Genomic DNA, 26,658 nt, shown 5'->3' on the forward strand with positions numbered 1-26,658 from the left:
AGACAAGAGTTTGTTATAAAGTTATTTGAAGGAGGCTGATTTTAAGCAACAGTAGGTGCAATAGATCATTAGAGGGAAAATTGCACAAATACTCTCCAAAGGAACTAAATATGGAATGGTGTAACACCAATATTGGCATGAGGGGTTAAAGGCAAATAAAAAACAGATCCCTTAATCCTCACTGATTATTTGCAATAGCAAGAATTTCATCAATATATTTTCGGTCGTTGCTTAGTCTTGGTACTTTATGCTGTCCGCCAAGTTTTCCTTTACTTTTGAGCCATTCTTCAAAAACTCCTTTTTTCAATGACCTGATTACCGGCATCCGCAATGCAATATCTTTATGACGCTTGGCCTCATAATCACTATTGGCATTTTTTAAAGCATTGTCAAGTTCATAAGTAAAAAATCCCAGGTCCGACGGCTCTTTTTCAAATTGTATTAACCATTCATGACCGCCGTTTCCTTTTTCGCTAAAATAAATGGGAGCAGCTGTATAATCGTTTACTATTGCTCCGGTTTTTTCGCATGCCGCAGCAATAGCACAATCTGAATTATTTACAATTACTTCTTCACCAAATGCGTTGATAAAATGCTTTATTCTTCCTGAAACTTTTATTTTATACGGTGACAATGAGGTGAATTGTATGGTATCTCCTATTAGGTATCTCCATAATCCGCCGTTGGTACTTATAACAACAGCATAATTTTTTCCAATTTCAACAGAATCCAGTTGTAAAGTTTGAGGATTTGCTTTTCCGTATTCCTCCACCGGCAGAAATTCATAAAAAATTCCATGATGCAAGAACAGCAGCATTCCTTCTACATCCGGATTGTCCTGGGCTGCAAAGAAACCTTCGCTTGCATTATATAAGTCCAGGTAATTAATTGGTGCCCCGATCAACTTTTCAAATTGCTCTTTATAAGGTGTAAACGAAACGCCGCCATGAATATATAATTCAAGATTTGGCCATACTTCTGCAAGACATTCTTTTCCTGTTATTTCCAGTATTCTTTTAATTAAAACCAAGGTCCACGTTGGCACGCCACTTATACTGGTAACATTTTCATGAATAGTAGTTTTTGCAAGTTTTTCTATTTTTGTTTCCCATTCATCTAACAAAGCAATAGACAATTCTGGAGTTCTGAGCCAATGACCGTAAAAAGGTGTGTTTTGCATGAGCACTGCGCTTAAATCTCCATACTTGGCTTCTTCATTCATTTTGCACACTTGGTGGCTTCCACCTATAACCAGCCCCTTTCCCGTTAGCAAATCACTGTCAGGGTTAAAATTGTAATATAATGTAAGCAGATCTTTGGCGCCCTGAAAATGGCTTCCATCCAGGCTTTCTTCAGACACAGGAATAAATTTGCTCTTATCGCTGGTAGTTCCGCTGCTTTTGGCAAACCAGTTAATAGGAGTATTCCACAACAAATTCTGCTCCCCATTCATCATACGTTCTATATACGGTTTTAAATCTTCGTATTCGTGAATAGGAACAAGGTCTTTAAAATCTTTTATGGTATAAATATCTTCAAAACGATATTTCCTTCCTATTTCTGTGTACTGAGCAGATGTTATCAGATCCTGGAATACTTCGTATTGAGCAGCAACAGGATTATTGATCCAGTTTTCGATTCGCCAAAGCCTAAAACGGGCCAGGCGCGATATGGCAGGGCTTAAAAGTTTCATTAGATACGTGTAGTACTTGACAAAATAACAAAATGAAACTAAACAGAACGGTTTTTTTTAAGGAGTTTTTAATATTTGACAGTAAAAACCAGCTTTTAGGCGAAAAACTATTCATATTTCTAACGCTGATCATCAAAAGATGCAACACTTTCTGTAGCTTTTTGAAGAGCATTGTCTCTTTCCATTTCAATAATCCAGTCTTTTCTGCGGAGTTGAAAATTGGTTCCCAAATATAATCGTCTCACTTGTTCATTGTTTGCCAGCTCCTCTGCACTACCATGTTTAAATATTTTTCCTTCTATCAGCAAATAAGCACGGTCACATATAGATAAAGTCTCATTTACATTATGATCTGTAATTAATATACCAATGTTTCGATACTTTAATTTTGCAACAACAGTCTGTATATCTTCTACAGCAATAGGATCTACGCCGGCAAAAGGTTCATCTAACAAAATAAATTTAGGGTCGACTGCAAGTGCACGTGCAATTTCTGTTCTTCTTCTTTCTCCCCCGCTTATGCTGTCGCCGTTATTTTTTCGAACGTGATGCAAATTAAACTCATCAAGCAAAGCTTCTAACCGTTCCTTTTGTTCTTTTTTGCTCAGCTTGGTCATTTCAAGCACTGCTTTTATATTATCTTCAACAGAAAGCTTCCTAAAAACGCTGGCTTCCTGGGGCAGATACCCAATACCCATTTGAGCCCTTTTATACATTGGAAGCTTGGTAATTTCCTCGTCGTTTAAAAAAACAGTTCCCTCGTCAGGCTTAATTAAACCTACCACCATATAAAATGTGGTCGTTTTTCCTGCGCCGTTCGGACCTAGCAAACCAACAATTTCACCTTGTTTTACGTCAATTGATACATTGTTGACGACAGTACGGTTGCGATAACTTTTAATAAGGTCTTTGGTATGTATAATAAGACTCAATGACAAATGATTTTAACAAAAATACACTAATAGCAAGTTTATTGTCATCCGAACATGGCTCTTAACAGTTTATTGGGGTGATTTTAAGCAAGTTGACACAAACCTGCTAAACGTATAAATAAAAAATTTATACAAAAATTACTAAAAAAAGTAAAATTAGATGTGTAAAGGTTTGTGGAAGGTCTCCTGCTCTTGTTTTTATTTTTATACAGCTTATGTTTGCAGCAATTTTTAAAATACAGGATGAAAGTTATTGAGCATCTTAAACAGGCTAAGGATACACTTATTTCTTTTGAAGTTTTACCACCATTAAAAGGTAAAAGTATCAATTCAATTTATGATCATCTTGATCCTTTGATGGAATTTAAACCTTCATGGATAAATGTTACCTATCATAGAAGTGAAAGCATGTTTAAGAAAAAAGCCGACGGCACTTTTGAAAAAGTAGAAGTGCGTAAACGGCCTGGTACTGTTGGCATTTGTGCATCTATTATGAACCATTATAAAATAGATGCTGTACCTCACTTTATTTGCGGCGGTTTTAATAAAAGAGAAACCGAAGATGCCCTCATTGATCTTAATTTTCTTGATGTAGATAATGTTTTGGTTCTAAGAGGCGATGCTGCTAAAAATGAAACTTCCTTTGAACCGGAACCTGATGGCCACAGTTATGCGATAGACCTTTTGAAACAGGTGGTAGACCTCAATAACGGTATTTACCTGGATGAAGATATTCAAAACGGGGGTAAAACAAACTTCTGCATTGGAGTTGCAGGTTATCCTGAAAAACATTTTGAAGCACCAAACCTGGAAATCGATCTTAGGCGTTTAAAAGAGAAAGTAGATGCGGGAGCCAGTTATATAATGACTCAAATGTTTTTTGATAACAAGAAGTTTTTTGATTTTGTAAAGGCATGCAGGGAAATAGGCATCGAGGTGCCCATCATTCCTGGTTTAAAGCCTATTACTAGCAAAAAACAATTATCAATACTTCCAAGAATATTTCATGTAGACATTCCTACAGATCTCTCAAATGCTATCATGCGGTCAAAAACAGACCAGGAATGTGAATGCGTAGGTGCTGAATGGCTTATTCAACAAAGTAAGGAATTAAAGAAATTCGGAGTTCCGGTATTACACTATTATACACTCGGCAAGCCAAAGGTTATCTGGAATGTTGTGAAGGAACTTGTATAGCAGCTTTTATTCCCGGCCTCATTTCGCCTGCTGTAATTACTTTTTTTACCAAAGTCATTGTTAATCCTGTTAATTATCGGTTATAGGAATTCCGCGCATTTTGCTAAAAATTCGGATTATTCCAATTAAAAATGATTCTGAAATTAATAGTGGTTCTAAATTATTTACCTTAGCCGGATGGCAAAGAAGTTGTTTTTATTAGACGCGATGGCCCTTATTTACCGGGCCTATTATGCGTTAATCCGTAATCCCAGGCTGACCAGTAAAGGTCGTAATACAAATGCACAATTTGGTTTTACCAACACTTTAGTTGATTTAATAAATAAAGAGAAACCTACACACCTGGCTGTTTGTTTCGATACTGAAGCCACTACAGAGCGTCACACAGACTTCACCGAATATAAAGCTAACAGGCAAGCAGCTCCTGAAGACTTAACAGGTTCTCTTGACGATATTAAAAGAATAATAAAAGCTTTTAACATACCAGTTGTAGAATTGGATGGTTATGAAGCAGATGATGTAATAGGCACGGTTGCCTGGCAGGCAGCAGATATGGGTTATGAAGTGTACATGGTTACGCCTGATAAAGATTATGGACAATTGCTGATACATGATCACGTGTATATATATAAGCCTCCCTACATGGGAAATAAAGAAGAAATACTGGACGCGAAAAAGATAACAGAGAAGTGGTGTATAGAACGAGTCGAACAGGTAGTAGATATGCTTGGATTGATGGGTGATGCCGTAGATAACATTCCCGGGATTGCTGGTGTGGGTGAAAAAACTGCCTGTAAACTTTTAAAAGAATACGACACACTCGAAAACATACTTGAACATGCAGATGAAATAAAAGGCTCGCTTGGTGAAAAAATAAGAAATGGGAGAGATGCAGCCATTATGAGTAAAAAGCTTGCTAAGATTATTACTGACGTACCTGTTCAGTTTCACGAAGAAGATTATAAACTGAAGGAATGGAACATTCCGGAGTTAAAAGACATATTTACTGAGCTTGAATTTAAAGCATTGGGTAAAAGAATTCTTGGAAACGAATTCAGCGTATTTGAAAAAGTTGCAACACTGCCCTCAGGAGGACAAATGGATCTTTTTGTAACGGTCGAGGATGGAAAAGAAATAGACGTGGAGATAGCCTCCATCAGTGAACCGGAAGAGCTGGAAGGGCTTACAGCTGATAAAAATATTCAAAACACAGCTCACAATTATGTACTTGTTGAAGGGGTAGAAAAGATAAAAGAACTGGTTAATGAGCTTTTAGCTATCGAAGAAATAAGTCTTAATACCGAGACTACAGGTGCTTACGCCCATGATGTTGAACTTTTAGGAATTACTTTTTCTTTTAAGCAAGGTGAAGGTTATTATGTGCCGGTTCCAAAGAAGTTAGAAGAAGTTAAGGAATTCCTGGAGCACTTTAGACCTTTATTTGAAAGCCCAGCTAAAAGATGGGTGGGGTACAACATTAAATATGAGCTGACAATATTAAAGTGGTATGGAATTGAGGTTTCCGGGCAAATATTTGACACCATGCTTGCTCATTATCTGATTGAGCCGGAAGGACGAAGGAATATGGATTTTCTGAGTGCGCAATTTCTCGGTTATGAGCCTATCCTTGTTGATGACCTCTTGGGCAAAAAAGGAAAAAACCAGCTTTCAATGCGGGATTTGGAGTTGGAGAAAATAAAGGAATATTCAGTAGAAGATGCCGATATAACACTTCAGTTAAAAAACTCTTTTGCATCACTAATAACAAGACGAAAAGTTGATAAAGTCTTTAACGAAGTAGAAATTCCATTAGTGAAAGTACTCTTGGATATGGAATATGAAGGCGTGCGTATAGACAAAGATTTCTTAAGTCAATATTCTAAAGAACTTGAAAAAGAAGCTGCATGTTGCGAAGAGAACGTATACGCGGTGGCAGAAGTTAGGTTTAACCTTGCATCGCCAAAGCAATTAGGCGAAGTATTATTTGAAAAACTAAAGCTCGATCCGAAAGCGAAAAAGACGAAAAGCGGTCAATATGCAACAGGTGAAGATGTGCTGATGAAACTTGCATCTCAACATAAAATTGTAGATGATATTTTGGGTTTTCGTGAGCTAACAAAATTAAAAAGCACTTATATTGACGCATTGCCTGAAATGATCAATCGTAAAACAGGACGAATTCACACCTCTTACAACCAGGCAGTTGCGGTAACCGGAAGGTTAAGCAGCAATAACCCAAACCTTCAAAATATACCGGTACGTACCGAACGTGGAAGGGAAATAAGAAAAGCATTTGTGCCAAGAGATGAAAATCATGTAATAGTAAGTGCAGATTATTCACAGATCGAATTGCGCATTGTTGCAGCTATAAGTGGTGACCCAAACATGTGCGATGCATTTAAACAAAGCAAAGATATTCATACCGCTACTGCCGCAAAAGTGTATAACATAGATGAAGCCGACGTAACCAAGGAAATGCGTTACAAAGCAAAAAGCGTAAACTTTGGAATTATTTATGGACAAGGAGCGTTTGGCCTTTCTGAAAACCTCAAAATTAGTCGGGCGGAAGCAAAGGAAATTATTGAAAACTATAAAAAGCAGTTTCCCAACATACAGCAGTACATGGACAATCAAATAAAATTTGCCAAGAAGCATGGATATGTTGAAACACTGCTGGGCCGAAAAAGATGGCTAAAAGATATTCATAGTGCAAACTTCACGGTACGTGGGTATGCTGAGCGAAATGCCATAAATATGCCCATACAAGGAACCGCAGCAGATATGATTAAACTTGCTATGATAAAAATTTATAAAGAATTTAAGCAGCGCAACCTTAAATCGAAAATGATTTTGCAAGTGCACGATGAATTGGTTTTTGATGCATATAAAGACGAGGTAGAGTTAATCAAACCTATCATTATTAGTTGTATGGAATCTGCGTTGACTTTACCTAATGAGGTACCCGCCAGTGCTGATTTAGGAGTGGGCGACAATTGGCTGGAAGCGCATTAAGCCGCCGACGCATAAAGGAACAAAACTGTTGAATAAAAATTTTCGCGGAAGACTAACGGACCTTAATAAACTTATCTTTTAAAATCTTTTAATTGAGCCCCTTCAGGGGTTTTGGGGTATGCTTTCTAAAAAAATACTTGATTTTCTTTTTAATCTTCAATTTCCTTTTGATTTACCACCAGCAGTTGAAGTGATGCACCCCTTCGTAGATCCGGAAACAGCCAGGATTGTCAGGATCTTCTATGATAAATATTATAGTGATAGCAATTCGAGGTATTGTATAATTGGCATTAACCCTGGTAGGTTTGGCGGAGGTGTGACCGGAATTCCCTTTACTGACCCCATCAGGTTAGAAAAAGAGTGCGGCATCAACAACAATTGGCAACGCAAACAGGAGTTGTCTTCTGTGTTTGTTTATGATATGATTACTGCCTTTGGTTGCGTCGAAGCTTTTTATAATAAGTTTTATTTTACTGCTGTTAGCCCTCTTGGGTTTACCAGGGCAGGCAAAAATCTAAATTATTATGATGATAAGGTTTTAATTGACAAAATAATTCCTTTTGCTGTTGAATGTTTCAGGTTGCAAATATCCTGGGGGTTAGAAACCTCCGTCGCCTTTTGCCTGGGGGAGGGAACGAACTACAAATTTTTATCAAGGCTCAACATGACTTATAAATTATTCGACAAAATAATTCCGTTATCTCATCCCAGGTTTATTATGCAATACAAACTAAAAACAAAGGATAATTATATCAATAAATATCTGCAGGAGTTCTTGCCACTTAGTAAATAAAAAAGCTTAAAATAAAATTTAAACAGTTATTGCAATAAGAGTAATTCATTAAATCCTTGTCATAGTTCAAATTCATGGTTCTACCTTTGCGATCATGAAACCTGTACTCATTTATTGTTATGATGCTTATTGTGGTTGGTGTTACGGATTTAGTCCTGTTATAAAAAGAATCGCAGATGAATATAAAGACATGCTGGAAACAGATGTTTTATCAGGAGGAATGATACTTCCCGAAAAGCCTGCTCATATAAGTACAATTGCTCCTTATATACAAAAAGCATATAAAACAGTAGAAGAACTTACAGGGATAAAATTTGGAGAGGATTTTTTATGGCACATTTTCAATTATGAAGACAGCGACTGGTATCCTAACTCCGAAAAGCCGGCAATAGCCATGTGTATTTTTAAAGAATTTTATCCTGAACGATCAGTTGAGTTTGCATCAGATTTGCAACATGCATTAAATTATGAAGGGAGAGATTTAACTGACGATGAAGCGTACCGGCACTTGCTTGAAAAATATAGCATCCACCCGGAAGTCTTTTACGAAAGATTGAATAGTGAAGAGTATAAAGAGAAAGCTTATTATGAGTTTTCGCTGGTTAAGCAGTTGCAGGTTACCGGGTTTCCTTGTGTTTTTATTCAAACCGACGAATTAAAATTTCATATGGTAGCACGAGGGTTTACTGATTATGAAACGCTGAAACAAAGAATAGATAATGTTTTAAGCTCAGTAAAGATTGCATAAATACACAAGTTATGAAGCGGGACATAGAATCGAGAGAAGACCTTTTTAAATTGTTTGGCAAGTTTTATAACGAACTGCTAAAGGATGAAAGTATCTCTTACATATTTACAGATGTAGCTAAAGTGGATATGCAGCAGCACCTGCCCGTTATTGTTGATTTTTGGGATATGGTTTTGTTTGATGCACACACTTACAAGAAGAATGCTATACAACCGCATTTGGATTTGAACCAGAAATCAAAGTTTGAAAAACATCATTTTGATACCTGGTTACACCATTTTAATAAAACAGTTGATGAATTGTTTGAAGGAAATGTTGCTTTTATAGCAAAGCAGAAAGCAAAAAGCATTGCTACAATTATGCAAATAAAAATCGCCCAGCTTAATAAAAATCAACCCGGTTTGTAAATTACCCTTCAATTTAATCACACTCTGTGACTATAAAGATTGACTTCACCTTAGCTAATCATATTTTTTACAAAACCTTAGAGGCTGAAAAAAGAATGGGTACAGATTTAACAATAGCTCTAAAACTCGTTAATAAAAAAACTCCTCATCAAAATCTTAAAAATTATTATTTGAAACGAGGTTAAAGCAAATACTTTTATCTTGCACATCCTAAAAATAATAGACTGATTATGGAATATGGAAAAATAATTTCTGTTACAGGACTGGGTGGATTGTTTGAATTGGTAGGCAGTAAGAAAGATGGCGCTATTGTACGGTCTCTTGAAGACAAAAGCACACGTTTTGTAGCAAGCCGTGTGCATAATTTTTCACACCTTGAAAGCATTGAAGTATATACTGTTCGTGATAATGTAAATCTCGTTGAGGTGTTTGCTGCAATGAAAAACAGTGGAGAAACGTTGCCTTCCGATAAGGATAACGGAGCGGTTAAAGCTTATTTTCAAAAAGTTTATCCTGATATGGATTTTGAAAGAGTGTATACCAGTGATATGAAGAAGATGGTAAAGTGGTTTTCGATTTTGCAGGCTAATAATGTTGAATTCAAATTAAGCGAGGCGGCAGAAGAGGAAAATGAAGAAGCCGAACAAGGTGTCGAAGTAACATCGCCTGATGATGCTGAGGATGCAGGAACAGAAAGAGCAGAACAGTAATAAATAATATTGTAAGCTATGAGCGACAGGCATAGTAATGCTACTATCACTTACAGCTTGTAGTTTTACGTATTTAAAACATACTACCACCATGACATTGACTGCAGATATTAAGAAACTCGAAAGACATTATGTTCCTGCGGATTTTGCGGTAACGGATTGGAATACTTTGGAGCCTTATTTTAAAGAGTTGCTGGAAAGGCCCATTAATTCAAGAGAAGACCTTGAGAAATGGTTGAAAGATATGAGTGAAGTTGAAGCGGTAGTGAGCGAAGATGCATGCTGGAGACAAATCCGCATGACTTGCGATACAACTGATAAAAGCCTGGAAGAGTCTTTCAATTTCTTTTTCATGGAAATTCAGCCTAAGATTCAGCCGTATGCTGACCTGCTGAACCGTAAGCTGATTGACAGTCCTTTTACCAAAGAACTCGACCAGCAACAATATTTTACCTACTTGCGAAATGTAAAAAAAAGCATTGATTTATTCAGGGAGGCAAATATTCCGTTGCAGGCAGAGCTAAGCGTTATGCAACAGCAATATGGACAGATTGCCGGCCGGATGACAATAGAAGTAAAGGGGCAGGAGTACACATTGCAACAGGCAGCCAAGTTTCTAGAGGACCACGACCGCAGCCTGCGAGAAGAGGTGTACAGGAAAATGAATGAGAGAAGAATGCAGGATAAAGATGCTTTGAATGATTTATATACACAATTGGTTCACAAGCGTCATCAGGTTGCTTTAAATGCCGGTTTTGAAAACTACCGGGATTATAAGTTTGCCGAAATGGGGCGGTTTGACTACACCAAAGAAGACTGCTTTAAATTTCATGAGGCAGTAAAGTTGCACGTGTTGCCGTTGGTGCAGAAAATAAATGAGCGGAAAAAGCAAAAACTGGGTGTAGATACATTACGCCCATGGGATACAGAAGCAGAGCCTGAAGGAGTGCAACCTCTTCATCCGTTCAATACAAGCGAAGAACTTACGGAAAAGACCATCAAATGTTTTGAAGAGCTAAATCCGTTTTTTGCAAATTGTTTGCGAAAAATGAAAGAGCTTGGACACCTTGACCTTGAAAGCCGGAAAGGAAAAGCTCCGGGGGGGTATAATTGTCCGTTAGCAGAAAGTGGTGCGCCATTTATTTTTATGAATGCTGCAGGCCAAATGCACGACGTAACTACAATGGTACATGAAGGTGGACATGCTATTCATTCTTTCCTTTCACATCCGTTACCGTTAAGTGGTTTTAAAGAATACCCCATGGAAATAGCGGAAGTAGCAAGTATGGCGATGGAACTTTTTAGCATGGATTACTGGAAAGTGTTTTTTAATAACGATGAGGACCTCGTGCGTGCGAAAGAACACCAGTTGGAAAGAACTATTTCTATTTTCCCATGGATTGCAACTATTGATAAATTTCAACATTGGGTGTATGAAAACCCAAATCATACTGTAGAAGAAAGAACTGGAAAATGGATGGAAATTCTGGAAGAGTTTTCTACAAAGACAGTTGATTTTAGTGGCCTGGAAGAATACCGCAAGATTGGATGGCAAAGGCAATTACACCTTTTTGAAGTGCCTTTTTATTATATTGAATATGGAATAGCTCAACTAGGTGCCATTGGATTATGGAAACAATTTAAACGCAGCAAAGAACAGGCTCTGTTGAATTATATTAATGCATTAAGTCTCGGAGGCACAAAAACTTTACCCGGTCTGTATGAAACCGCAGGTTTAGAGTTTAATTTGTCGCCGGATTATATAAAGGCTCTGATGGATTTTGTGAATGAGGAATATCAGAAAATCATCTGAAGCAGGATGTATGGCTAAATGATGAATTGGAATAAATGCGCAAAAGATATTCAAGTAAAAAATGTCGGGCCCGGGCCCGACATTTTTTACATACCTTAAAAGCCTTTAAGTGGTATGAAAAAAACTAACAATTCTTACATCTTCCAGTAACTACTACATCAATTAAAGATGGCTTAAAACCTTGGGGAAGATTAACTTCGGGAGTTACGACGGAGTCGAGGCAATAAGTTACATTACAGATATCACAAACGAAATGCACATGATTGTCATGATGATGGCCCTTCGAGCATTCATCTTTACACAACGCATATCGTACAGAATTATCAGGAGTGGGTATTGTATGAATAATTCCTTTTTCGACAAAAGTCTGAAGTGTACGATATATGGTGACGCGATCAAATTTTTCGCCAGTTTTTTTCTCAATATCATTATGTGCTAATGCACCATTATGCTCCTTGAAAAGCTCGAGAATTTTTTTTCGGCTATCTGTTACACTTAGCTGGTTTCGTTTTAATATATGATCAATGGATAGCATGTCCATACTTGTAAAATTACAAAATTTATTGTGGAGCGTTGCCATATACCCCGTTTACAAATCCTTTTGGTCCCACCTTTTCCTGTAGCAGATTTCTTATATCGGTGCTTAGTTTTTTCATTTCATCCTGTTTAAGTGCATCGTACACACCGCCTCTTACATTTCCGCTTTTATCTACCAATGCTATAAATTGGGTGTGTATAAACTGGTCATCTAATTTTTCTACACTGTTTGCCGGGTCATCTAATAAATAGCTTGTCCTGGCTGCCGTGTACAAACTGTCTTTCCTTCCGGTTACCAATACCCATTTTTTAGTGTCTATTTTCATGCTATCCGCATAAAATCGCAGTCTCGCAATAGAATCCTTTTCTGGCTGAACAGTATGAGCAAGAATTAAAAAATCAGGCTCATCTTTATACTGTTCATAAATTTTTTTAATGCTTTTGTTCATTTTAGGGCAAATTCCTTTACAGGTCGTAAAGAAATACTCTACAACTGTCACTTTTCCGTTTAGATCGTCCTCTGTAACGGTTTTTCCATCCTGGTTTACAAAAGAAAATGGTTTTACATAGCTCACTGTCGGCAGTTTTGCCTTCCAGTTATCTGTACCTGCAAAAACAAAATAAAAGAAAAGACCTGTAAGCACAACGAAGAAAGCCAGATACCCAATTCCCTTTTTGCTCATATATACTTCTTGAACCGCAAAGTTACTAATGCCACTGTTAATGCTTTTGTATTTAAAAGAACACATGCGGTTGTAATGCATATCACTTTTATCAGTAAAGAAATATATTCCCAAATAGCAAGAAGACCTGCTTATTGCATTAACGCAACAATTTAATTATTTGCAACTTTGTTGCAAACCTATACCTTTGCCATCCTTTGAATAAAAACTCTAAGATAAACTGGGATGCTTTAGGGATAGCCGCATCAGTTGCTTGTGCCATTCACTGTGCCCTATTACCATTGTTATTTACCAGTCTTCCACTATTTGGTATTAATATAATTGAGAATAAGATTTTTGAAATTATCATGGTGATTGTAGCTTTTGCAATAGGCGTGTATAGTTTATACCATGGCTGGAAAAAGCACCATCATAACTACATTCCGCTTTTGGTATTTTCTGCGGGATTTATATTGCTTGTATTGAAATTATTTTTTGATGCTTACGAAAACTGGCTACTTCTGCCGGCCGTAATAGGAATAGTCTCGGCCCATATGATAAATTTTCGGGCATGCAAAATTCACAATCATGCGCATGCCGATGATTGTAACCATTAATTAAGTTAATCAGAAATAATTGCTACTAAAAATGCAATGCTTTTTAATAGCAGATGAAACTTTAAAAATATCAACTGGCCCTAAACAAAAGAATAAGTAATATTTCCATCTTTTTCATCTTTTAAGGCAATACCTAATTGCAATAACTCACTCCTTATTGCGTCAGATGTTGCATAATCTTTTTTTGCCTTGGCCTGTTTTCGCATCTGAATTAATACCTGCAACACTCCGTCAAGTTTTGAGTAATCTCCTTCCAATTCACTTTTAAGACCCAAAATGTCTTCTGCAAAAGTTTTTATTTTAGATTGCATCTGGTGAAAAGTGTCACTGCTTAGTGCCGATGCAGGGATATGTTTATCTTTTATTGAATTGATTACAGGAACTATTTCAAACATATTAGCCAGAACTTTTGCAGTGTTAAAATCATCATTCATAAATTCATCAAGCTCCTGCAACAAGGTCTGCACTTTTGTGTCCAATTCTGCATCAACTCTTTCTTTCTCAAATTCAATATCAGAAGGCTTTATTTTCTGAAGATATTCATGGGCCTCCCAAAGTCTTTTTAAGCCCTTTTCGGCAGATTGTAAAGCTTCATTGCTAAAATCAAGGGTGCCACGATAATGAGTCTGCAAAATAAAGAAACGGATGGTCATCGGGCTGTATGCCTGTTCTAAAATAGGATGACTTCCACTAAATAATTCACTGATTTTAATGACATTGTTATAGCTTTTTCCCATTTTCTTTCCGTTAATGGTAATCATATTGTTATGTATCCAGTAACGGGCAGGTGTTATGTGATTGCAAACGGTACTTTGAGCTATCTCGCATTCGTGATGTGGAAACTGGAGATCCATGCCGCCACCATGAATATCAAACTGGTGACCTAGGTATTTCGTACTCATTGCGGAGCATTCAATATGCCAACCGGGAAAGCCTTCTCCCCATGGACTTTGCCAACGCATTATGTGTTCAGGAGGAGCGTTTTTCCACAAAGCAAAATCAGCTTTATTTCTTTTTTCCTCCTGGTTCTCAAGTTCGCGTGTCGTATCTTCCTGCTCGTCAAGTACTCGGCCACTTAACATGCCATAGGGCAGACCCAATTTAGAAAAATCTGTATTATATTTTTCAACGTCAAAATATACGCTTCCATTAACAACGTATGCATAACCATCTTCGATTATTTTTTCTATCATCACAACCTGCTCTACTATATGACCTGTAGCAGTAGGTTCGATACTTGGCTCAAGATTATTAAACCGGTGCATTGCCCAATGAAAAAGGTTAGTATATTTTTGAACCAGTTCCATTGGCTCCAGTTTTTCAATAACTGCTTTTTTGCTTATTTTATCTTCAGCCTCTCTTCCTTCTTCTTCAAAGTGGCCGGCATCTGTTATATTTCGTACATATCTTACTTTGTACCCTAGGTATTGAAGATAGCGGTAAATAAAGTCGAAGGTGATAAAAGGCCTTGCATGACCTAAGTGACTTTCTCCGCTAACTGTAGGCCCGCACACGTACATTCCCACGCGACCTTCTATTAATGGAACAAATTCCTCCTTGCGACGGGTTAAAGTATTATACACCTTAAGTGAAGACATGCGTTATAAAAAATTAGTAAAAATTAATAAAAAATATAATTATTGTTAAACGGGGCACAAAGGTAATTTAACTGGTCACCAGAAGCAAGTAAATTGCTTATGCCATGTTTAGACCTTAATCATTGAAATTTCTAGTTCTATCATAGACCGATGTCTTCTTATTTAAGACCAATATCAGTAACCAGCATAAGATGGTCACTTAAATCTTCATCAACAAGATCAAATTGGAGAATAAAAAAATTTTTATCTGGTAAAATATAGTCAATTCGAAGCGTGGGGGCAAGTGCGAGGTAAGTACGGCCTATACCTAGAGAAGTAGCCAAAAATACGTCCTGCCAGTCCTTCCGAATATGAAAATAAGTGTAACTATTAGGGACATCATTAAAGTCGCCACAAATAACACTGGGGTAAGGGGAGTTATCAAGAGCTTCTCTTACAATATTTGCCTGCTTGCCTTTTTGGGTATATGCCCGTTTCATCTTTTCGATTATGCTTAGTGAAGCGGGTAAAGCTTTATTTTCAGTTTTTTTTATTTTTTCAATGTCGTCGTAATCTTCTTTTTTAAACTTAAAAGACTGAAGGTGTGTAGTAAATACTCTTATGATCTTTCGGGGAGTTTGTACGTCAGCATAAATCAGGCTTTCAGCAGATGTACCGGGAAACCGGATTTTTCCTGAATCGACAATCGGAAATTTCGAAAAAATAATACTTCCTGCCTGGTAACTTTGTTTTGCTCTTGTAAAGTCTTTGGAGAAATAATGGTAAGGATACTTATTTTTAAAAGGACTTAGGTTGTTTTGAGCATCTGAATTATTAAATTCCTGCAGGCAAATGATATCAGGATTTTGTGTCATGATAGTCTCAGGAATTGTAGCACGGTCAATTCTTTTCTTATCTGCTTCTTCACTTAAGCCTACAAGGCTCCGGATATTCCAGTCAACAATGCGAAGGTGTGTGCTGTCTTTTTTTTCAGTAAAAGTTTCATATTTGTTTGTTGCAAACAATACACTTAGTTGTTTCCACCCAATAAGCAAAGTTATTATTGATATAACAGAACCCATGGGTTTGACGAGCCACCAAAAAAAAATTGAAAAAATAAGCAGCAAGGCCAGGTAAGGAACTGAGAGCCCAAAGAGTCCCATAAACCACCACGCTGACGGATTAAGGTATGGAACAAGGCAGGCAATAAGAAAAAAGGCTGCGATGATGCAGTTTACAGTTATAAAAAAACGATTTAAAATGCTTGTAACCTTTTTGCCCGCCATACTGTAAATATAAAAAATTAGATAGCTGGTATTTATTAGCTGTACTCTTATTAACTTTTGAAATGTCACCTTTCAAAAAGCAATATAATGATACAAAGCTTAAAAGTTACCTGAAACATGATACCGTTGTAGGCGATAACTGTTTTTATGAGGTTTTACAATAGAAAAAACAAAAAATATTTATGGAAACAGCAACGTTATAATTCCTCCCGGCTGGCTTTTTTCAAAAATTCTTTTTCATCCTCAGTTAAAGCATGATAACCTTTTGTGTTTATTTTATCAAGCAGGTCGTCAACGCGTTGTTGGGTAACGTGAGGAGTTTTTTTAAATGGTTTTTGATTTGATTTATAAAACAATTGTTTGGAGGGAGAGTCCTTTACATGTTTTTTCTGTGGGTTAAAGAGGTCATCTACCCAATTTACCAGATCACTCATCCACTGCCCCCAGTCATTACCTTTTTGCAGTTGCCATACAAAAACATAGCCCATTAATCCCCCGGCAACCAGTGCAGCAGCTTGTCCCGCATTTCCTGCTCCCACTGTGCCTAATCTAAAAATAATAAATATGGCTGTTAATACCCATAAAGGAATATTTAACATAGGAAAAATCCGGTACCTGGGAGCTAATGATGTAGTTGCAATGGCAATGGCCATTAAAGAAGGACCCGCGCCAGACATCGGAAAAACACTGTTTACATTTTCTTTTAAAACAGGAATAAGATTTACAGTTAAAAGAAAAATAACTGAACCCGCCAGACCGCCATACAGATAAACGGGAATCAGCTTTTTATTGCCTGTAAGACTTTGGAAAATATAACCAAATCCCCATAACCAAAGCATACTTGAGATCAACTCCCAAAGACCGATATGCGTAAACATATAAGAAAGCAAAGTCCATGGACGTGTTGCAAAAACCGCCGGCTGGGCAGGAAGAGAAAGCAGTTGGAGCACCTGGGCTTCAAAAGTGCCCACTGTACTATTGTTTACCAGGTAAACAATCTTTATAAAACTTAAAAAAATGAAAACAAGTACGTTTACTACAATCAGCAACAAAAGAGAGTTTCCATCCTCGCCAAGCAGAATTTTTTTGCGGTTATTTTGCTGTAAAATGCTCATGGTTTAAATATTAAAAATCTACACCTCAGATTCTAATAAAAGTTACGCCTATTTTTTTTATTCCAGGTTAGTACCAACAAAAAACCCACCAAACCACCTCCAATATGTGCCCAGTGCGCGATATTATCTCCTGCATTGTTTAAAACCCCCGAATAAATTTCAAACCCAAAATACGCCAATCCTACCCATTTTGCTTTAATTGGTACTAAAAAATAAAAATATAAATAAGTATTGGGAAATAAGTAAACAAATGCTGCTAAAATACCAAATACTGCCCCGCTGGCGCCGATCGTAGGGTTGCTTATTACAGAATAGGTAACATCCGATACATATTTAACAAGTCCCCGCATACTACTTCCATCACCAGGGTCTGCAAGATAATTTTGTAAGACTGACGCACCTGTAGGGTCATTGTTTAATCCATACCTCCTAAAAAATCCAATCGCTCCCTCAGGCGTTACATGTTGTTTGAGTAGTAAAAACTGGCTGAGTAATGGGTGATAATCGTACCATAAGAATGCTAATTGTATTAATCCCGCTCCGATACCGCATAAAAAATAAAAAGTCAGGAACCTTTTTGGCCCCCACAGCGTTTCAAGGTGTGCTCCAAACATCCAGAGAGCAAACATATTGCTGAATAAATGCATGAAACTGCCATGTAAAAATAGGTGTGTTACTATTTGCCATGGCTGGAAGAGGGGAGACTTTACATGATGCAGCCCCAGCAGATCTTCCATATTTAATATTCCACTTGCGCTTAGAGTTTGCTGCGCAAGAAAAAAAAGAACATTTATAATCAGCAGATTCTTAATAACTATGGGAAGGATTTCGAAACGGCTCGGTCTGAATTCGGTCATAATATATTTAATGGTTACAAAGGTATGTTTCTATAAGTTAGCGAAGTTTTAATTGAACTACATTTTCAATGTGTAACGTATGCGGAAACATATCTACCGGTTGAATTTTTGTCACCTCATATTTCTCACTTAATAAAGCTAGGTCGCGTGCCTGGGTTGCAGGATTGCAGCTAACATACACTATTATGGGAGCAGATATCTCCAGCAGCTTTTTTACCAGTTTTTCATGCATGCCTGCCCGTGGAGGATCTGTTATTATAACATCGGGCCGGCCTTCATTATTAAAAAACTCCCCATTGCATACATCAATAACATCTCCGGTGAAGAAGGCCGAATTTTTAAGATTATTCAAACGGGCATTTTCTTTTGCATCTTCTATTGCATCTTCCACCATTTCTACACCTACTATTCTTTTTGCAAGCCTGCTCACAAATATACCAATACTGCCTGTGCCGCAGTATAGGTCATAAACAGTTTGTGTACCGTTTAGTTCTGCAAAATCCCGAGTAATCTTATAAAGTTTTTCGCCCTGTGAAGTATTTGTCTGAAAAAAAGATTTTGGAGAAATCTTAAATTCGAAATCTTCCAGCTTTTCTATAATGTACCCCTTTCCTGAAAAAACCTGCGGCTGCAAATCAAAAAGACTATCATTCCTTTTTGTATTAATGGTATATAACAGCGTGGTAATTTCAGGAAAATTCTTCTGAATGAATTCAAGCAGGGGAAATAATATTTTTTCATCTTCATATCCCACCACCACATTTACCATAATTTCTCCCGTGGTAGCAATACGAATAAGTAAGTTGCGAAGGTAACCAGTATGATTGCGGATATCGTAGTGAGAAATGTTATGTTCTTTTGCATATTTCACCACCGCTAACCGTAAAAAATTTGTCGGCTCACTTTGCAGGTGACATTCTATAATCGGTACCACTTTATCGAAATAACCGCGTGCGTGAAAGCCTGCGACGTTTTCATCAGCAGAAATTAACGGGTTATGAAGTTCTTCAGCTAGTAAAAAACGTTTATTAGAAAATGTGTATTCCATTTTATTGCGGTACCGGGTAGTTTGTTCTGCACCGATAATCGGCATAATTTCAGGCAGGTTTACTTTACCAATACGCGTGAGGTTATCCGCGACCTGCTGTTGCTTGTATTTCAACTGCTGGTGATAAGGAAGCATTTGCCACTGACAACCGCCGCAAACACCAAAATGCTGGCAAAAAGGTTCTACTCGCAAATCACTGTATTTATGAAAATGCACAACAACACCTTCTGCCCAGTCTTTTTTATTCTTTTGAAGCAATACATCTACCTCATCACCCGGTATGGTGTTCTCTACAAATATGACTTTGCCTTCTACCCTTGCGAGAGATTTTCCTTCTGCAGCATATTTTTCCATTACTACATGATGCAATACCACTTTCTTCCTTCTCATTTCGCAAAAGTAGCGGAAGACTACGATTTATTGAATTATGAAAGAATTGAAGAACTTCATTTTATTGGTTTATTTAATAAAACTCTTACCTTTAAAGTAGAAGGCTACACAGAGTTATGCTGACCAACGGAGCGTCGCAAGAAAAGTTTAATAGAAGAACAAATGGCTGTACCAAAAAAAGCTCATACCTGAGGAACAGCATCTTTATAATTCCATAAATGCATGCAAGCGTATGTGCGATAGGGCTTCCATTTTAAAGATATTTTCAGCATTTTTTCCTTTAGCAGCTTTTTATCATCTGTAGGCAACTTATATACTTTAACCATTGCCTGCTGTATACCGAGGTCATCAACTGCAAAAACATCTTCGCGACCTAACGTAAACATCAGCAGCATTTCTACCGTCCACCTTCCGACCCCTTTTATTTGCGTAAGCAAATCAATAATCTCTTCGTTTGTCAATGACAACAGTTTCGAATCTGTTATTTCATTTTCAATGCAAAATGCGGCAACATTTTTTACGTAACTGACCTTAGCATTTGAAAGACCGATACCGCGTAAAGTTTCAGACGGAGTATCAAGCACTTGCTTTGGTTGTGGCTCCTCACCTTCGTATATTTCAAGAAAACGTTTGTAAATGACTTTTGCGACTTTGGTGCTCAATTGTTGACTCATGATACTTGCCATCAAGCGCAAGGAAATATTTTCATGCATTTGTAACAGTGGTACAGGTTCTTTTATAATTGTTGCCAGTTTTTTATCTTTCTGCAATTGAAATAAGTATTCCATTTTTTAAAATTACTACAAAGTAAATTTGGCATGTGATTTTTGCATATCATAGATTGCAGAAAGTACTCGCTTACAAACGCTAACCTTATATACTGTTACTAACTTATGAAAAGATCTGCATTTTTTTGTTGCCAGCTTACGCCGTATCAATTCTTTTGCGTATTTGTAATTTGTTTTACCGCTGGTTTGCCTCAAAGATCATATGCACAAAACCGGGATGAAATAACTATAAGAAAATTATTGGCAGACCAGATTGCAGCATGGAACAACAACAGTATTGAAGATTTTATGAAAGGTTATTGGCAAAGTGACAGTCTAATGTTTGTAGGAAAGAATGGTTTGAAATACGGATATAAAACAACGCTTGAAAACTATAAAAAAAGTTACCCCGATACCTCTGCAAGGGGCAAGTTATATTTTGATATATTACAAATGAAAAGGCTCAGCAAAGAGTATTATTATGTAACAGGAAAATGGCTACTAATGCGTTCAATTGGTAACCTTGACGGATATTTTACGCTGCTTTTTAAAAAAATAAAAAACCATTGGCTCATTATTGCAGACCATAGCCGATAATTATTAATAGTAAGGAAAGATAGAGTAATAGCTTTTGCTCTGATTTAATTATTTATTCTCCAAATTTTTTTATATAATATTATAAGAATTACAACGCTTATAATAAACCATACGTAAAAAAGGATATTGCCAATAGTAATTTGTTCACCTATAAAAGCATTGTCTCCTTTAATGGCAGCTGTAGCATTAACGGCAAGCCAAATAAATGCTATCACTAAGCTGTTTGCAACACGTTTTAGGAATGCCGCTGCTTCAGGTTCCATTTTTTATTGTTTTACAGGAGCGTTAAACCAAAACCAAATATAAAGTTAGGTTTTTTGGTTCATTACTTAACCAGCAGCTTTTCAAAATCGCGGCTGTCGCCGTTAAAAACATTAAAGTCAACAGGTTTTGTTATGCCGTTAACCCTGCCTCTTTCATTGTGTTGCCAAAATACCCAGTCGCGGTTTATGCGTGGCTTGTCTTTTTCAAGATAATGAGCGGCCCAAAGGGGGTATTCGTCAAACTGTCCCTGCATATACCTCGAATAAAAATTGACATAAGTATATACGATCGGCTTCACCTTATAGTAGTCTTCCACTACAGCGAGCCAATCCTGCACTTCTTTGCGCATTTTCTCAGGTTTTACCCCGTACAACTGCTCGATATCTAGTACTGGTGGCAGATCACCTGGTTTAAGTTCTACGTGACTGATAAAATTTTTAGCCTGGATTTTTCCGCTTTTGGTAGCAAGAAAAAAGTGGTAAGCGCCTCTTATCACGCCAGCTTCTGCAGCTTTTTTCCAATTTCGTTTAAATTGTTTGTCAACATTGCCTAATCCTTCAGTAGCTTTTATAAAAGCGAAACTTATGTGTACATCATTCACCTTCATTTCTTTTACTGACGGCCAGTCGATAAAGCTTTGATACTTGCTTACATCTATTCCATGAATCTCGTAACTGTCAGGTATATCTATACCAAAAGCAGGATAGCGAACAAATCTTGCCCGTTGAATGCTCGCGTTCTTATACAGTAAATATGCAATAACAGCTAAAGCAACCAAAATACAAGGAATAATTATATACCATATTTTACCTGCATTTTTCTTTGTTGATTTTCTTTTAGCCATAAACCTGCATCATCTGCAATGACAAATATGACTAATAATGTGTGAAGTAAAAATGAAAACTTTTATTTGTAAATCTGATTATGTCACTTGGCTTATTCAATACGGAACTGTTTAAGTTGCGATTGCAGCAATTATTACTTTCGTTTGCATAAAGGAATAGGCAGGAGATTGAAAAGAAGGGATTGTAAATAATATTTGATAACTATATTTATTTAGTCTAAAAACAGCAAAGCCAACATCAACTTTAAAAATATGAATATTTTTTACATGAAATCACTAAATATGAAAAGCGGATTTTTTTGGTTAACAATCTTTCTTATATCTTTTACTATTGTTTTAGCCGGTTGTAAAGTTCACAACAAGGCGTCAGGAAATAAATCTCAATCAATGATAAATGACAGAAATGCTAAAAAAGTAAATCAAGGCAAAGAAAAGCAGCGCAAAGAATTGTATAGCTTATTGGGAAAATTGCCTGACAGGCATAGGCCTATATCTGTAAAAGTAATTTCGAAGGAAGAAACTGATGAGATGATTGTAGAAAAATTATTGCTTGACCTAAATGGGATAGAAGAAGTTCCTGCTTATTTTACAAAACCTAAAAACAGTATTGGCAAAATACCGGTTGTATTATTTAATCATTCACATTTTGGAGAATATGAAGTAGGAAAAAATGAATTTATACGCGGCAGAAAAGAAATGCAAAAACCGCCTTTTGCTTTAGCCCTTGCCCGTGCTGGTTATGCAGGCTTGTGTATAGATAGTTGGGCATTTGGCGAACGGCAGAAATCAACGGAAATAGAAACTTTTAAAGAAATGCTTTGGAAAGGCCAGGTAATGTGGGGCATGATGGTATATGATGATTTACGGGCACTGGATTATTTGACAACTAGAGATGATGTAGATACCAAACGGATTGCAACAATGGGAATGTCGATGGGCAGCACTATGTCATGGTGGCTCGCAGCCCTGGATGAGAGAATAAAAGTTTGCGTCGATTTGTGCTGCTTAACCGATTTTCAAACCTTATTGGAAGAAAAAGCACTTAGTTTACATGGCATTTATTATTTTGTGCCTGACTTGCTTAATCATTTCAGTACCTCGCAGATTAATGCACTTATTTCACCCCGTCCTCACTTTGGGCTTGCCGGTCGGTTAGACCCTTTAACTCCTTTAAAAGGGTTGGAAATAATTAATAAAAATTTAAAGGACGCTTATCAAAAAGACGGAGCCCCTGATGCATGGCAATTGAAGATTTATAACATTGGGCACCAGGAAACACCTGAGATGCGACAGGATATTATGATGTTTTTGAAAAAATGGTTGTAGCTATTTAATAATGAAAAAAATGACTAAGAAAAACAAAAGTGATTGCAGTGAGAAAAATTTACTTTAGTCCATAATCAATAAACAGAAAGTTTTAATAGCCGGAAGAAAATGATTTTTGCTATGGCATGTTAAAAACGTGTTTTAGCCTTCAATTAAGGGATGATAATTTTTTATAAGAACAACTTAAAAATTTGTTTTTAGCATTTTACATTCTTTTCTATCAAAATTTAAAGCCTCAATTTGTCGTCAAGCCTTAATTTTACATAATGCCTTATTTTAATTTAAATGATACTATAAACTTATTTTCAAAAGTAACACCCCGGCGTGCCTTTAATGCCATAAGGGTTTGGAGCAGTTATCGTTTGAGCAGAGTCATAGGCAGACCTATACAATGGGGTTATCCTATTTCAGTTTCTATTGAGCCAACTACTTCCTGCAATCTGCGTTGTCCTGAATGCCCGAGTGGTTTACGTGCTTTTACACGGCCTACTGGTATGCTTAAAAAAGATTTTTTTCGCCGTACTATAGATGATATTTATAAAGAACTTACTTATCTTATATTTTATTTCCAGGGAGAACCATATTTAAATCCTGATTTTCTGGAAATGGTAAAATACGCTTCAGACAAAGGTATTTATACGGCTACCAGTACCAACGCTCACTATCTGACCGATGCGAACGCAAAAAAGACTGTTGAAAGCGGACTTGATCGACTGATTATTTCCATTGATGGAACTACTCAGGATGTATACAAACAATATAGGGTAGGGGGCAATATTGAAAAGGTATTGCAAGGTGCCAAGAACATTGTAAAATGGAAGAAAGAATTGAAAAGCAAAACTCCTTTTGTATTTTTTCAATTTCTTGTAGTAAAACACAACGAGCACCAGATAGAAGAGATAAAACAAATGGCGAAAGAAATTGGTGTTGACCAGGTAAGGTTTAAGACAGCCCAGGTTTACGATTACGAAAATGACCCGAACCAATTAATTCCCACCATAGACAAATATAGCCGCTATCGCAAAGGAAAAGATGGAAAGATGAAAAGTAAAAGCGGGCTGGGAAATCACTGCTGGAAACTTTGGCAAGGCAACGTTATATCGTGGGATGGATTAGTAGTGCCATGCTGTTTTGATAAAGATGCAGCGCATCGATTAGGAAACCTGCAGGTGCAAACTTTTAAAGAAGTGTGGAATAACGAAAACTATAAGCAATTTCGCAAAGAAATAATGAGCAGTCGCAAAAACATTGATATTTGTGCAAATTGTAGTGAAGGTTTGAAAGTGTGGGAAGATTAAATTCATTAATTTTAATAAGCAAAAAATAATATTTCCTGTTTACAACAAGTGAGCATGGCTATCGAAAAAGAAATTCCAAAAAGTTATTTACGAAATTCAAGTCATAAGACACTTGTAAATATAATTTTCACTTCCAACTGGATTCTGGAAAGGTTAAAACAATTTCTGGAAAATGAAGATATTACTCATCAGCAATACAACATTCTTCGTATTCTCAGCAATAGCGAAACTCCTCTGTCTACGTTGCAAATAAGAGAGCGTATGCTCGACAAAATGAGTGATACCAGCCGAATAGTGGAACGTCTTTTAAAAAAAGATTTGGTCAATAAGCAAATATGTAGGTACGATAAACGTTTAGTTGATGTTACCCTCAGTGAAAAAGGGCTTAAGCTTCTACATCGTCTCGAAAAAAAAACGCATGAATTGGATGGCATTGTTTCTAACCTGACGGATAAAGATATAGATACAGTAAATCAATTGCTTGATAAGATAAGAGAGAAAGCTTAGAACGATATTTCAATTTCATTTACCATTAGATTTTATGAGGATTTTCATAATTATTATTTTTTGCACAATTTATTCATTCAGCATATTTGCTCAGAAACCACCTCAATACGAATTTAGAGCGGTATGGGTAGCTACGGTTGAAAATATTGACTGGCCAAGCAAAAAAGGCTTACCTGTAGAACAACAAAAAGAAGAATTTATTCGCCTTCTTGACATGCACAAGAAAAATGGAATGAATGCAATAATAATGCAGATAAGACCGGTCGCCGATGCATTTTATCCATCCCGTTTTGAGCCATGGAGTGAATATCTTACAGGAAAACAAGGATTAGCCCCAACCCCGTATTACGACCCATTACAATTTATGATAGAAGAAACGCACAAGCGTGGAATGGAATTTCATGCGTGGATGAATCCATATCGTGCGGTCTTTAATGTTAATCGTTCTTCTGTTGCTCCCGGTCATATTACCAAATTATTTCCGCAGTGGTTCGTGACTTATGGAAACACGAAATATTTTGATCCCGGTTTACCAGAAGTTCGTGATCATGTAAATCGAATAGTGAGAGATCTGGTAGAAAGGTACGACCTCGATGCCATTCATTTCGATGACTACTTTTATCCATATCACATTGCAGGCAAAGAATTTCCGGATGATGTAAGTTATTCAAAATACGGTAATGGTATAGACAGAGGTGACTGGCGCAGAAACAATGTCGACAGCATAATAAAAATGCTTGGCGAAACCATCAAAAGCGTAAATCCACGGGTAAAGTTTGGTATCAGTCCCTTTGGTGTATGGAGAAATAGCAGCAAAGACCAGCGGGGAAGCGATTCCAAAGCCGGTGTTACTAATTATGATGATTTGTATGCTGACATTTTATTATGGCTCGAAAAAGGATGGGTAGATTATGTAGCCCCACAGTTGTACTGGGAAACCACGCAAAAATCTGTAGGCTTCAATATGCTTTTAGATTGGTGGGCCAATAATACTTATGGCAGAAATTTGTACATAGGTCATGGTATTTACAGAGCCCTCGAAGCCAGGACCGGTTCATGGAAAAATGCCAACGAACTTCCCAGCCAGGTAAAAGCAGTAAGGGCTAATCCCAACGTGCAGGGAAGCATTTATTTCAGCAGTGCAAGCTTCGCTAGGAATCCCAACGGATGGAGCGACAGCCTTCGAAACAATTATTATAAATATCCCGCTTTAATTCCGCCTATAAAGTGGATCGACTCCATTCCGCCTATCAGTCCCTTGTTAGAAAACTTAAATGAAGACCAGGTCAGATTATATTATCGTGGCGTTGAACCCATTAAAGGATTTGCAATATATACATTACCCGCTGGCGCAGAAGAGAATATAAATGATGCTACGCTTGCAGCAATCTTGGTTGCTGATAAGACCATTGATGTAAATCTCTCCTCCATTCCTTCAAACAGCGGAGATAAAATTTTCGTTTCTTCAATAGATAGAAATAATAATGTGAGTGAGTGGGTGCAGTTGAGATAAGACCGACTTTTAAATTTTTTGGTTACCAGCTTTACCAGCTTTTTCTACATCCTTGTGTCACTCACTTGTACTTATAGATTCTTTATTCAGCTTTTTCAAACATTTATACTTTTAATCTTTTATCTAATTCAATCTTTTATAACAACAA

Annotated in this window: 25 protein-coding genes; 13 read left to right on the top strand and 12 right to left on the bottom strand. The window is 37.0% G+C overall.

Features of this window, described 5'->3' with window-relative positions; translation table 11 throughout:
* Positions 1–178: 178 nt before the first annotated feature.
* Together B154_RS0115040 and lptB are read right to left on the bottom strand one after the other, a co-directional pair.
* Entirely contained in the window at positions 179–1,693 is a 1,515-nt protein-coding gene (locus B154_RS0115040) for a GH3 auxin-responsive promoter family protein (protein ID WP_018615083.1), read from the bottom strand.
* 119 nt (positions 1,694–1,812) lie between these two features.
* Positions 1,813–2,625, bottom strand: coding sequence for an LPS export ABC transporter ATP-binding protein (gene lptB / locus B154_RS0115045; protein ID WP_018615084.1), 813 nt, complete (start codon positions 2,623–2,625; stop codon positions 1,813–1,815).
* A gap of 243 nt (positions 2,626–2,868) precedes the next feature.
* Between lptB and B154_RS0115050 the strand changes: the two genes are divergently transcribed.
* From B154_RS0115050 to B154_RS0115085, 7 genes are all read left to right on the top strand, one after another.
* Entirely contained in the window at positions 2,869–3,822 is a 954-nt protein-coding gene (locus tag B154_RS0115050; protein WP_018615085.1) for a methylenetetrahydrofolate reductase, read from the top strand.
* Positions 3,823–3,999: 177 nt separating this feature from the next.
* Positions 4,000–6,834, top strand: a complete 2,835-nt coding sequence (polA, locus tag B154_RS0115055) for a DNA polymerase I (RefSeq protein WP_018615086.1) — start codon at positions 4,000–4,002, stop codon at positions 6,832–6,834.
* 118 nt (positions 6,835–6,952) lie between these two features.
* Entirely contained in the window at positions 6,953–7,627 is a 675-nt protein-coding gene (locus tag B154_RS0115060; RefSeq protein ID WP_018615087.1) for a uracil-DNA glycosylase family protein, read from the top strand.
* A gap of 94 nt (positions 7,628–7,721) precedes the next feature.
* Positions 7,722–8,375, top strand: coding sequence for a DsbA family protein (locus B154_RS0115065; RefSeq protein WP_018615088.1), 654 nt, complete (start codon positions 7,722–7,724; stop codon positions 8,373–8,375).
* An 11-nt stretch (positions 8,376–8,386) separates the two neighbouring features.
* Entirely contained in the window at positions 8,387–8,782 is a 396-nt protein-coding gene (locus tag B154_RS0115070; protein ID WP_018615089.1) for a group III truncated hemoglobin, read from the top strand.
* 230 nt (positions 8,783–9,012) lie between these two features.
* Positions 9,013–9,492, top strand: a complete 480-nt coding sequence (locus tag B154_RS28700) for a DUF5606 family protein (RefSeq protein WP_018615090.1) — start codon at positions 9,013–9,015, stop codon at positions 9,490–9,492.
* A 91-nt stretch (positions 9,493–9,583) separates the two neighbouring features.
* Positions 9,584–11,305, top strand: coding sequence for a M3 family oligoendopeptidase (locus tag B154_RS0115085; protein ID WP_018615091.1), 1,722 nt, complete (start codon positions 9,584–9,586; stop codon positions 11,303–11,305).
* 124 nt (positions 11,306–11,429) lie between these two features.
* Here the strand turns inward: B154_RS0115085 and B154_RS0115090 are convergent, their stop codons facing one another.
* Both B154_RS0115090 and B154_RS0115095 read right to left on the bottom strand, forming a co-directional pair.
* Positions 11,430–11,846 (bottom strand): Fur family transcriptional regulator, encoded by a 417-nt coding sequence (locus B154_RS0115090; protein ID WP_051084314.1) that lies wholly within the window; start codon positions 11,844–11,846, stop codon positions 11,430–11,432.
* Between the two features lie 19 nt (positions 11,847–11,865).
* A complete protein-coding gene (locus tag B154_RS0115095) occupies positions 11,866–12,525 on the bottom strand; it encodes an SCO family protein (RefSeq protein ID WP_033411811.1) in 660 nt (219 codons plus the stop codon).
* 197 nt (positions 12,526–12,722) lie between these two features.
* Here B154_RS0115095 and B154_RS0115100 point away from each other — a divergent pair, with 197 nt between their 5' ends.
* Positions 12,723–13,121 (top strand): MerC domain-containing protein, encoded by a 399-nt coding sequence (locus tag B154_RS0115100; RefSeq protein ID WP_018615094.1) that lies wholly within the window; start codon positions 12,723–12,725, stop codon positions 13,119–13,121.
* Positions 13,122–13,201: 80 nt separating this feature from the next.
* Here B154_RS0115100 and cysS read toward each other — a convergent pair whose 3' ends face one another.
* From cysS to B154_RS0115135, 6 genes are all read right to left on the bottom strand, one after another.
* Positions 13,202–14,719, bottom strand: coding sequence for a cysteine--tRNA ligase (gene cysS, locus B154_RS0115105; RefSeq protein ID WP_018615095.1), 1,518 nt, complete (start codon positions 14,717–14,719; stop codon positions 13,202–13,204).
* A 158-nt stretch (positions 14,720–14,877) separates the two neighbouring features.
* A complete protein-coding gene (locus B154_RS0115110; protein WP_018615096.1) occupies positions 14,878–15,984 on the bottom strand; it encodes an endonuclease/exonuclease/phosphatase family protein in 1,107 nt (368 codons plus the stop codon).
* 197 nt (positions 15,985–16,181) lie between these two features.
* Positions 16,182–17,099: a rhomboid family intramembrane serine protease gene (locus B154_RS0115120; RefSeq protein ID WP_018615097.1), complete on the bottom strand. Its 918-nt coding sequence runs from the start codon at positions 17,097–17,099 to the stop codon at positions 16,182–16,184.
* 32 nt (positions 17,100–17,131) lie between these two features.
* The gene (locus B154_RS0115125) at positions 17,132–17,956 is read right to left on the bottom strand and encodes a rhomboid family intramembrane serine protease (protein WP_018615098.1); all 825 of its coding nucleotides are present in this window, start codon (positions 17,954–17,956) and stop codon (positions 17,132–17,134) included.
* 37 nt (positions 17,957–17,993) lie between these two features.
* On the bottom strand, positions 17,994–19,394 hold the full coding sequence (gene rlmD, locus B154_RS0115130; RefSeq protein WP_018615099.1) for a 23S rRNA (uracil(1939)-C(5))-methyltransferase RlmD: 1,401 nt from the start codon (positions 19,392–19,394) through the stop codon (positions 17,994–17,996).
* Positions 19,395–19,576: 182 nt separating this feature from the next.
* Positions 19,577–20,182, bottom strand: coding sequence for a DNA-3-methyladenine glycosylase family protein (locus B154_RS0115135; RefSeq protein ID WP_018615100.1), 606 nt, complete (start codon positions 20,180–20,182; stop codon positions 19,577–19,579).
* A 105-nt stretch (positions 20,183–20,287) separates the two neighbouring features.
* Between B154_RS0115135 and B154_RS0115140 the strand changes: the two genes are divergently transcribed.
* On the top strand, positions 20,288–20,758 hold the full coding sequence (locus B154_RS0115140; RefSeq protein WP_018615101.1) for a YybH family protein: 471 nt from the start codon (positions 20,288–20,290) through the stop codon (positions 20,756–20,758).
* 44 nt (positions 20,759–20,802) lie between these two features.
* On the opposite strand, the gene B154_RS0115145 is transcribed toward B154_RS0115140, so the two are convergent.
* Positions 20,803–21,021 carry a hypothetical protein gene (locus B154_RS0115145; RefSeq protein WP_018615102.1) on the bottom strand — a complete coding sequence of 73 codons (219 nt, stop codon included), beginning with the start codon at positions 21,019–21,021 and terminating at the stop codon, positions 20,803–20,805.
* 62 nt (positions 21,022–21,083) lie between these two features.
* On the bottom strand, positions 21,084–21,866 hold the full coding sequence (locus tag B154_RS0115150; protein ID WP_018615103.1) for a glycoside hydrolase family 25 protein: 783 nt from the start codon (positions 21,864–21,866) through the stop codon (positions 21,084–21,086).
* Between the two features lie 267 nt (positions 21,867–22,133).
* Between B154_RS0115150 and B154_RS0115155 the strand changes: the two genes are divergently transcribed.
* The 4 genes from B154_RS0115155 to B154_RS0115170 all read left to right on the top strand — a co-directional run bounded on the left by B154_RS0115155 (position 22,134) and on the right by B154_RS0115170 (position 26,510).
* Positions 22,134–23,192 (top strand): dienelactone hydrolase family protein, encoded by a 1,059-nt coding sequence (locus B154_RS0115155; RefSeq protein ID WP_211217503.1) that lies wholly within the window; start codon positions 22,134–22,136, stop codon positions 23,190–23,192.
* Between the two features lie 266 nt (positions 23,193–23,458).
* Entirely contained in the window at positions 23,459–24,490 is a 1,032-nt protein-coding gene (locus B154_RS0115160; protein WP_018615105.1) for a radical SAM/SPASM domain-containing protein, read from the top strand.
* A gap of 54 nt (positions 24,491–24,544) precedes the next feature.
* The gene (locus B154_RS0115165) at positions 24,545–24,997 is read left to right on the top strand and encodes a MarR family winged helix-turn-helix transcriptional regulator (protein ID WP_018615106.1); all 453 of its coding nucleotides are present in this window, start codon (positions 24,545–24,547) and stop codon (positions 24,995–24,997) included.
* 34 nt (positions 24,998–25,031) lie between these two features.
* A complete protein-coding gene (locus B154_RS0115170) occupies positions 25,032–26,510 on the top strand; it encodes a glycoside hydrolase family 10-like protein (RefSeq protein WP_018615107.1) in 1,479 nt (492 codons plus the stop codon).
* The last annotated feature ends 148 nt before the right edge of the window (positions 26,511–26,658 follow it).

Origin of the sequence: Segetibacter koreensis DSM 18137, from assembly GCF_000374045.1 — a bacterium.
Taxonomy (GTDB): domain Bacteria; phylum Bacteroidota; class Bacteroidia; order Chitinophagales; family Chitinophagaceae; genus Segetibacter; species Segetibacter koreensis.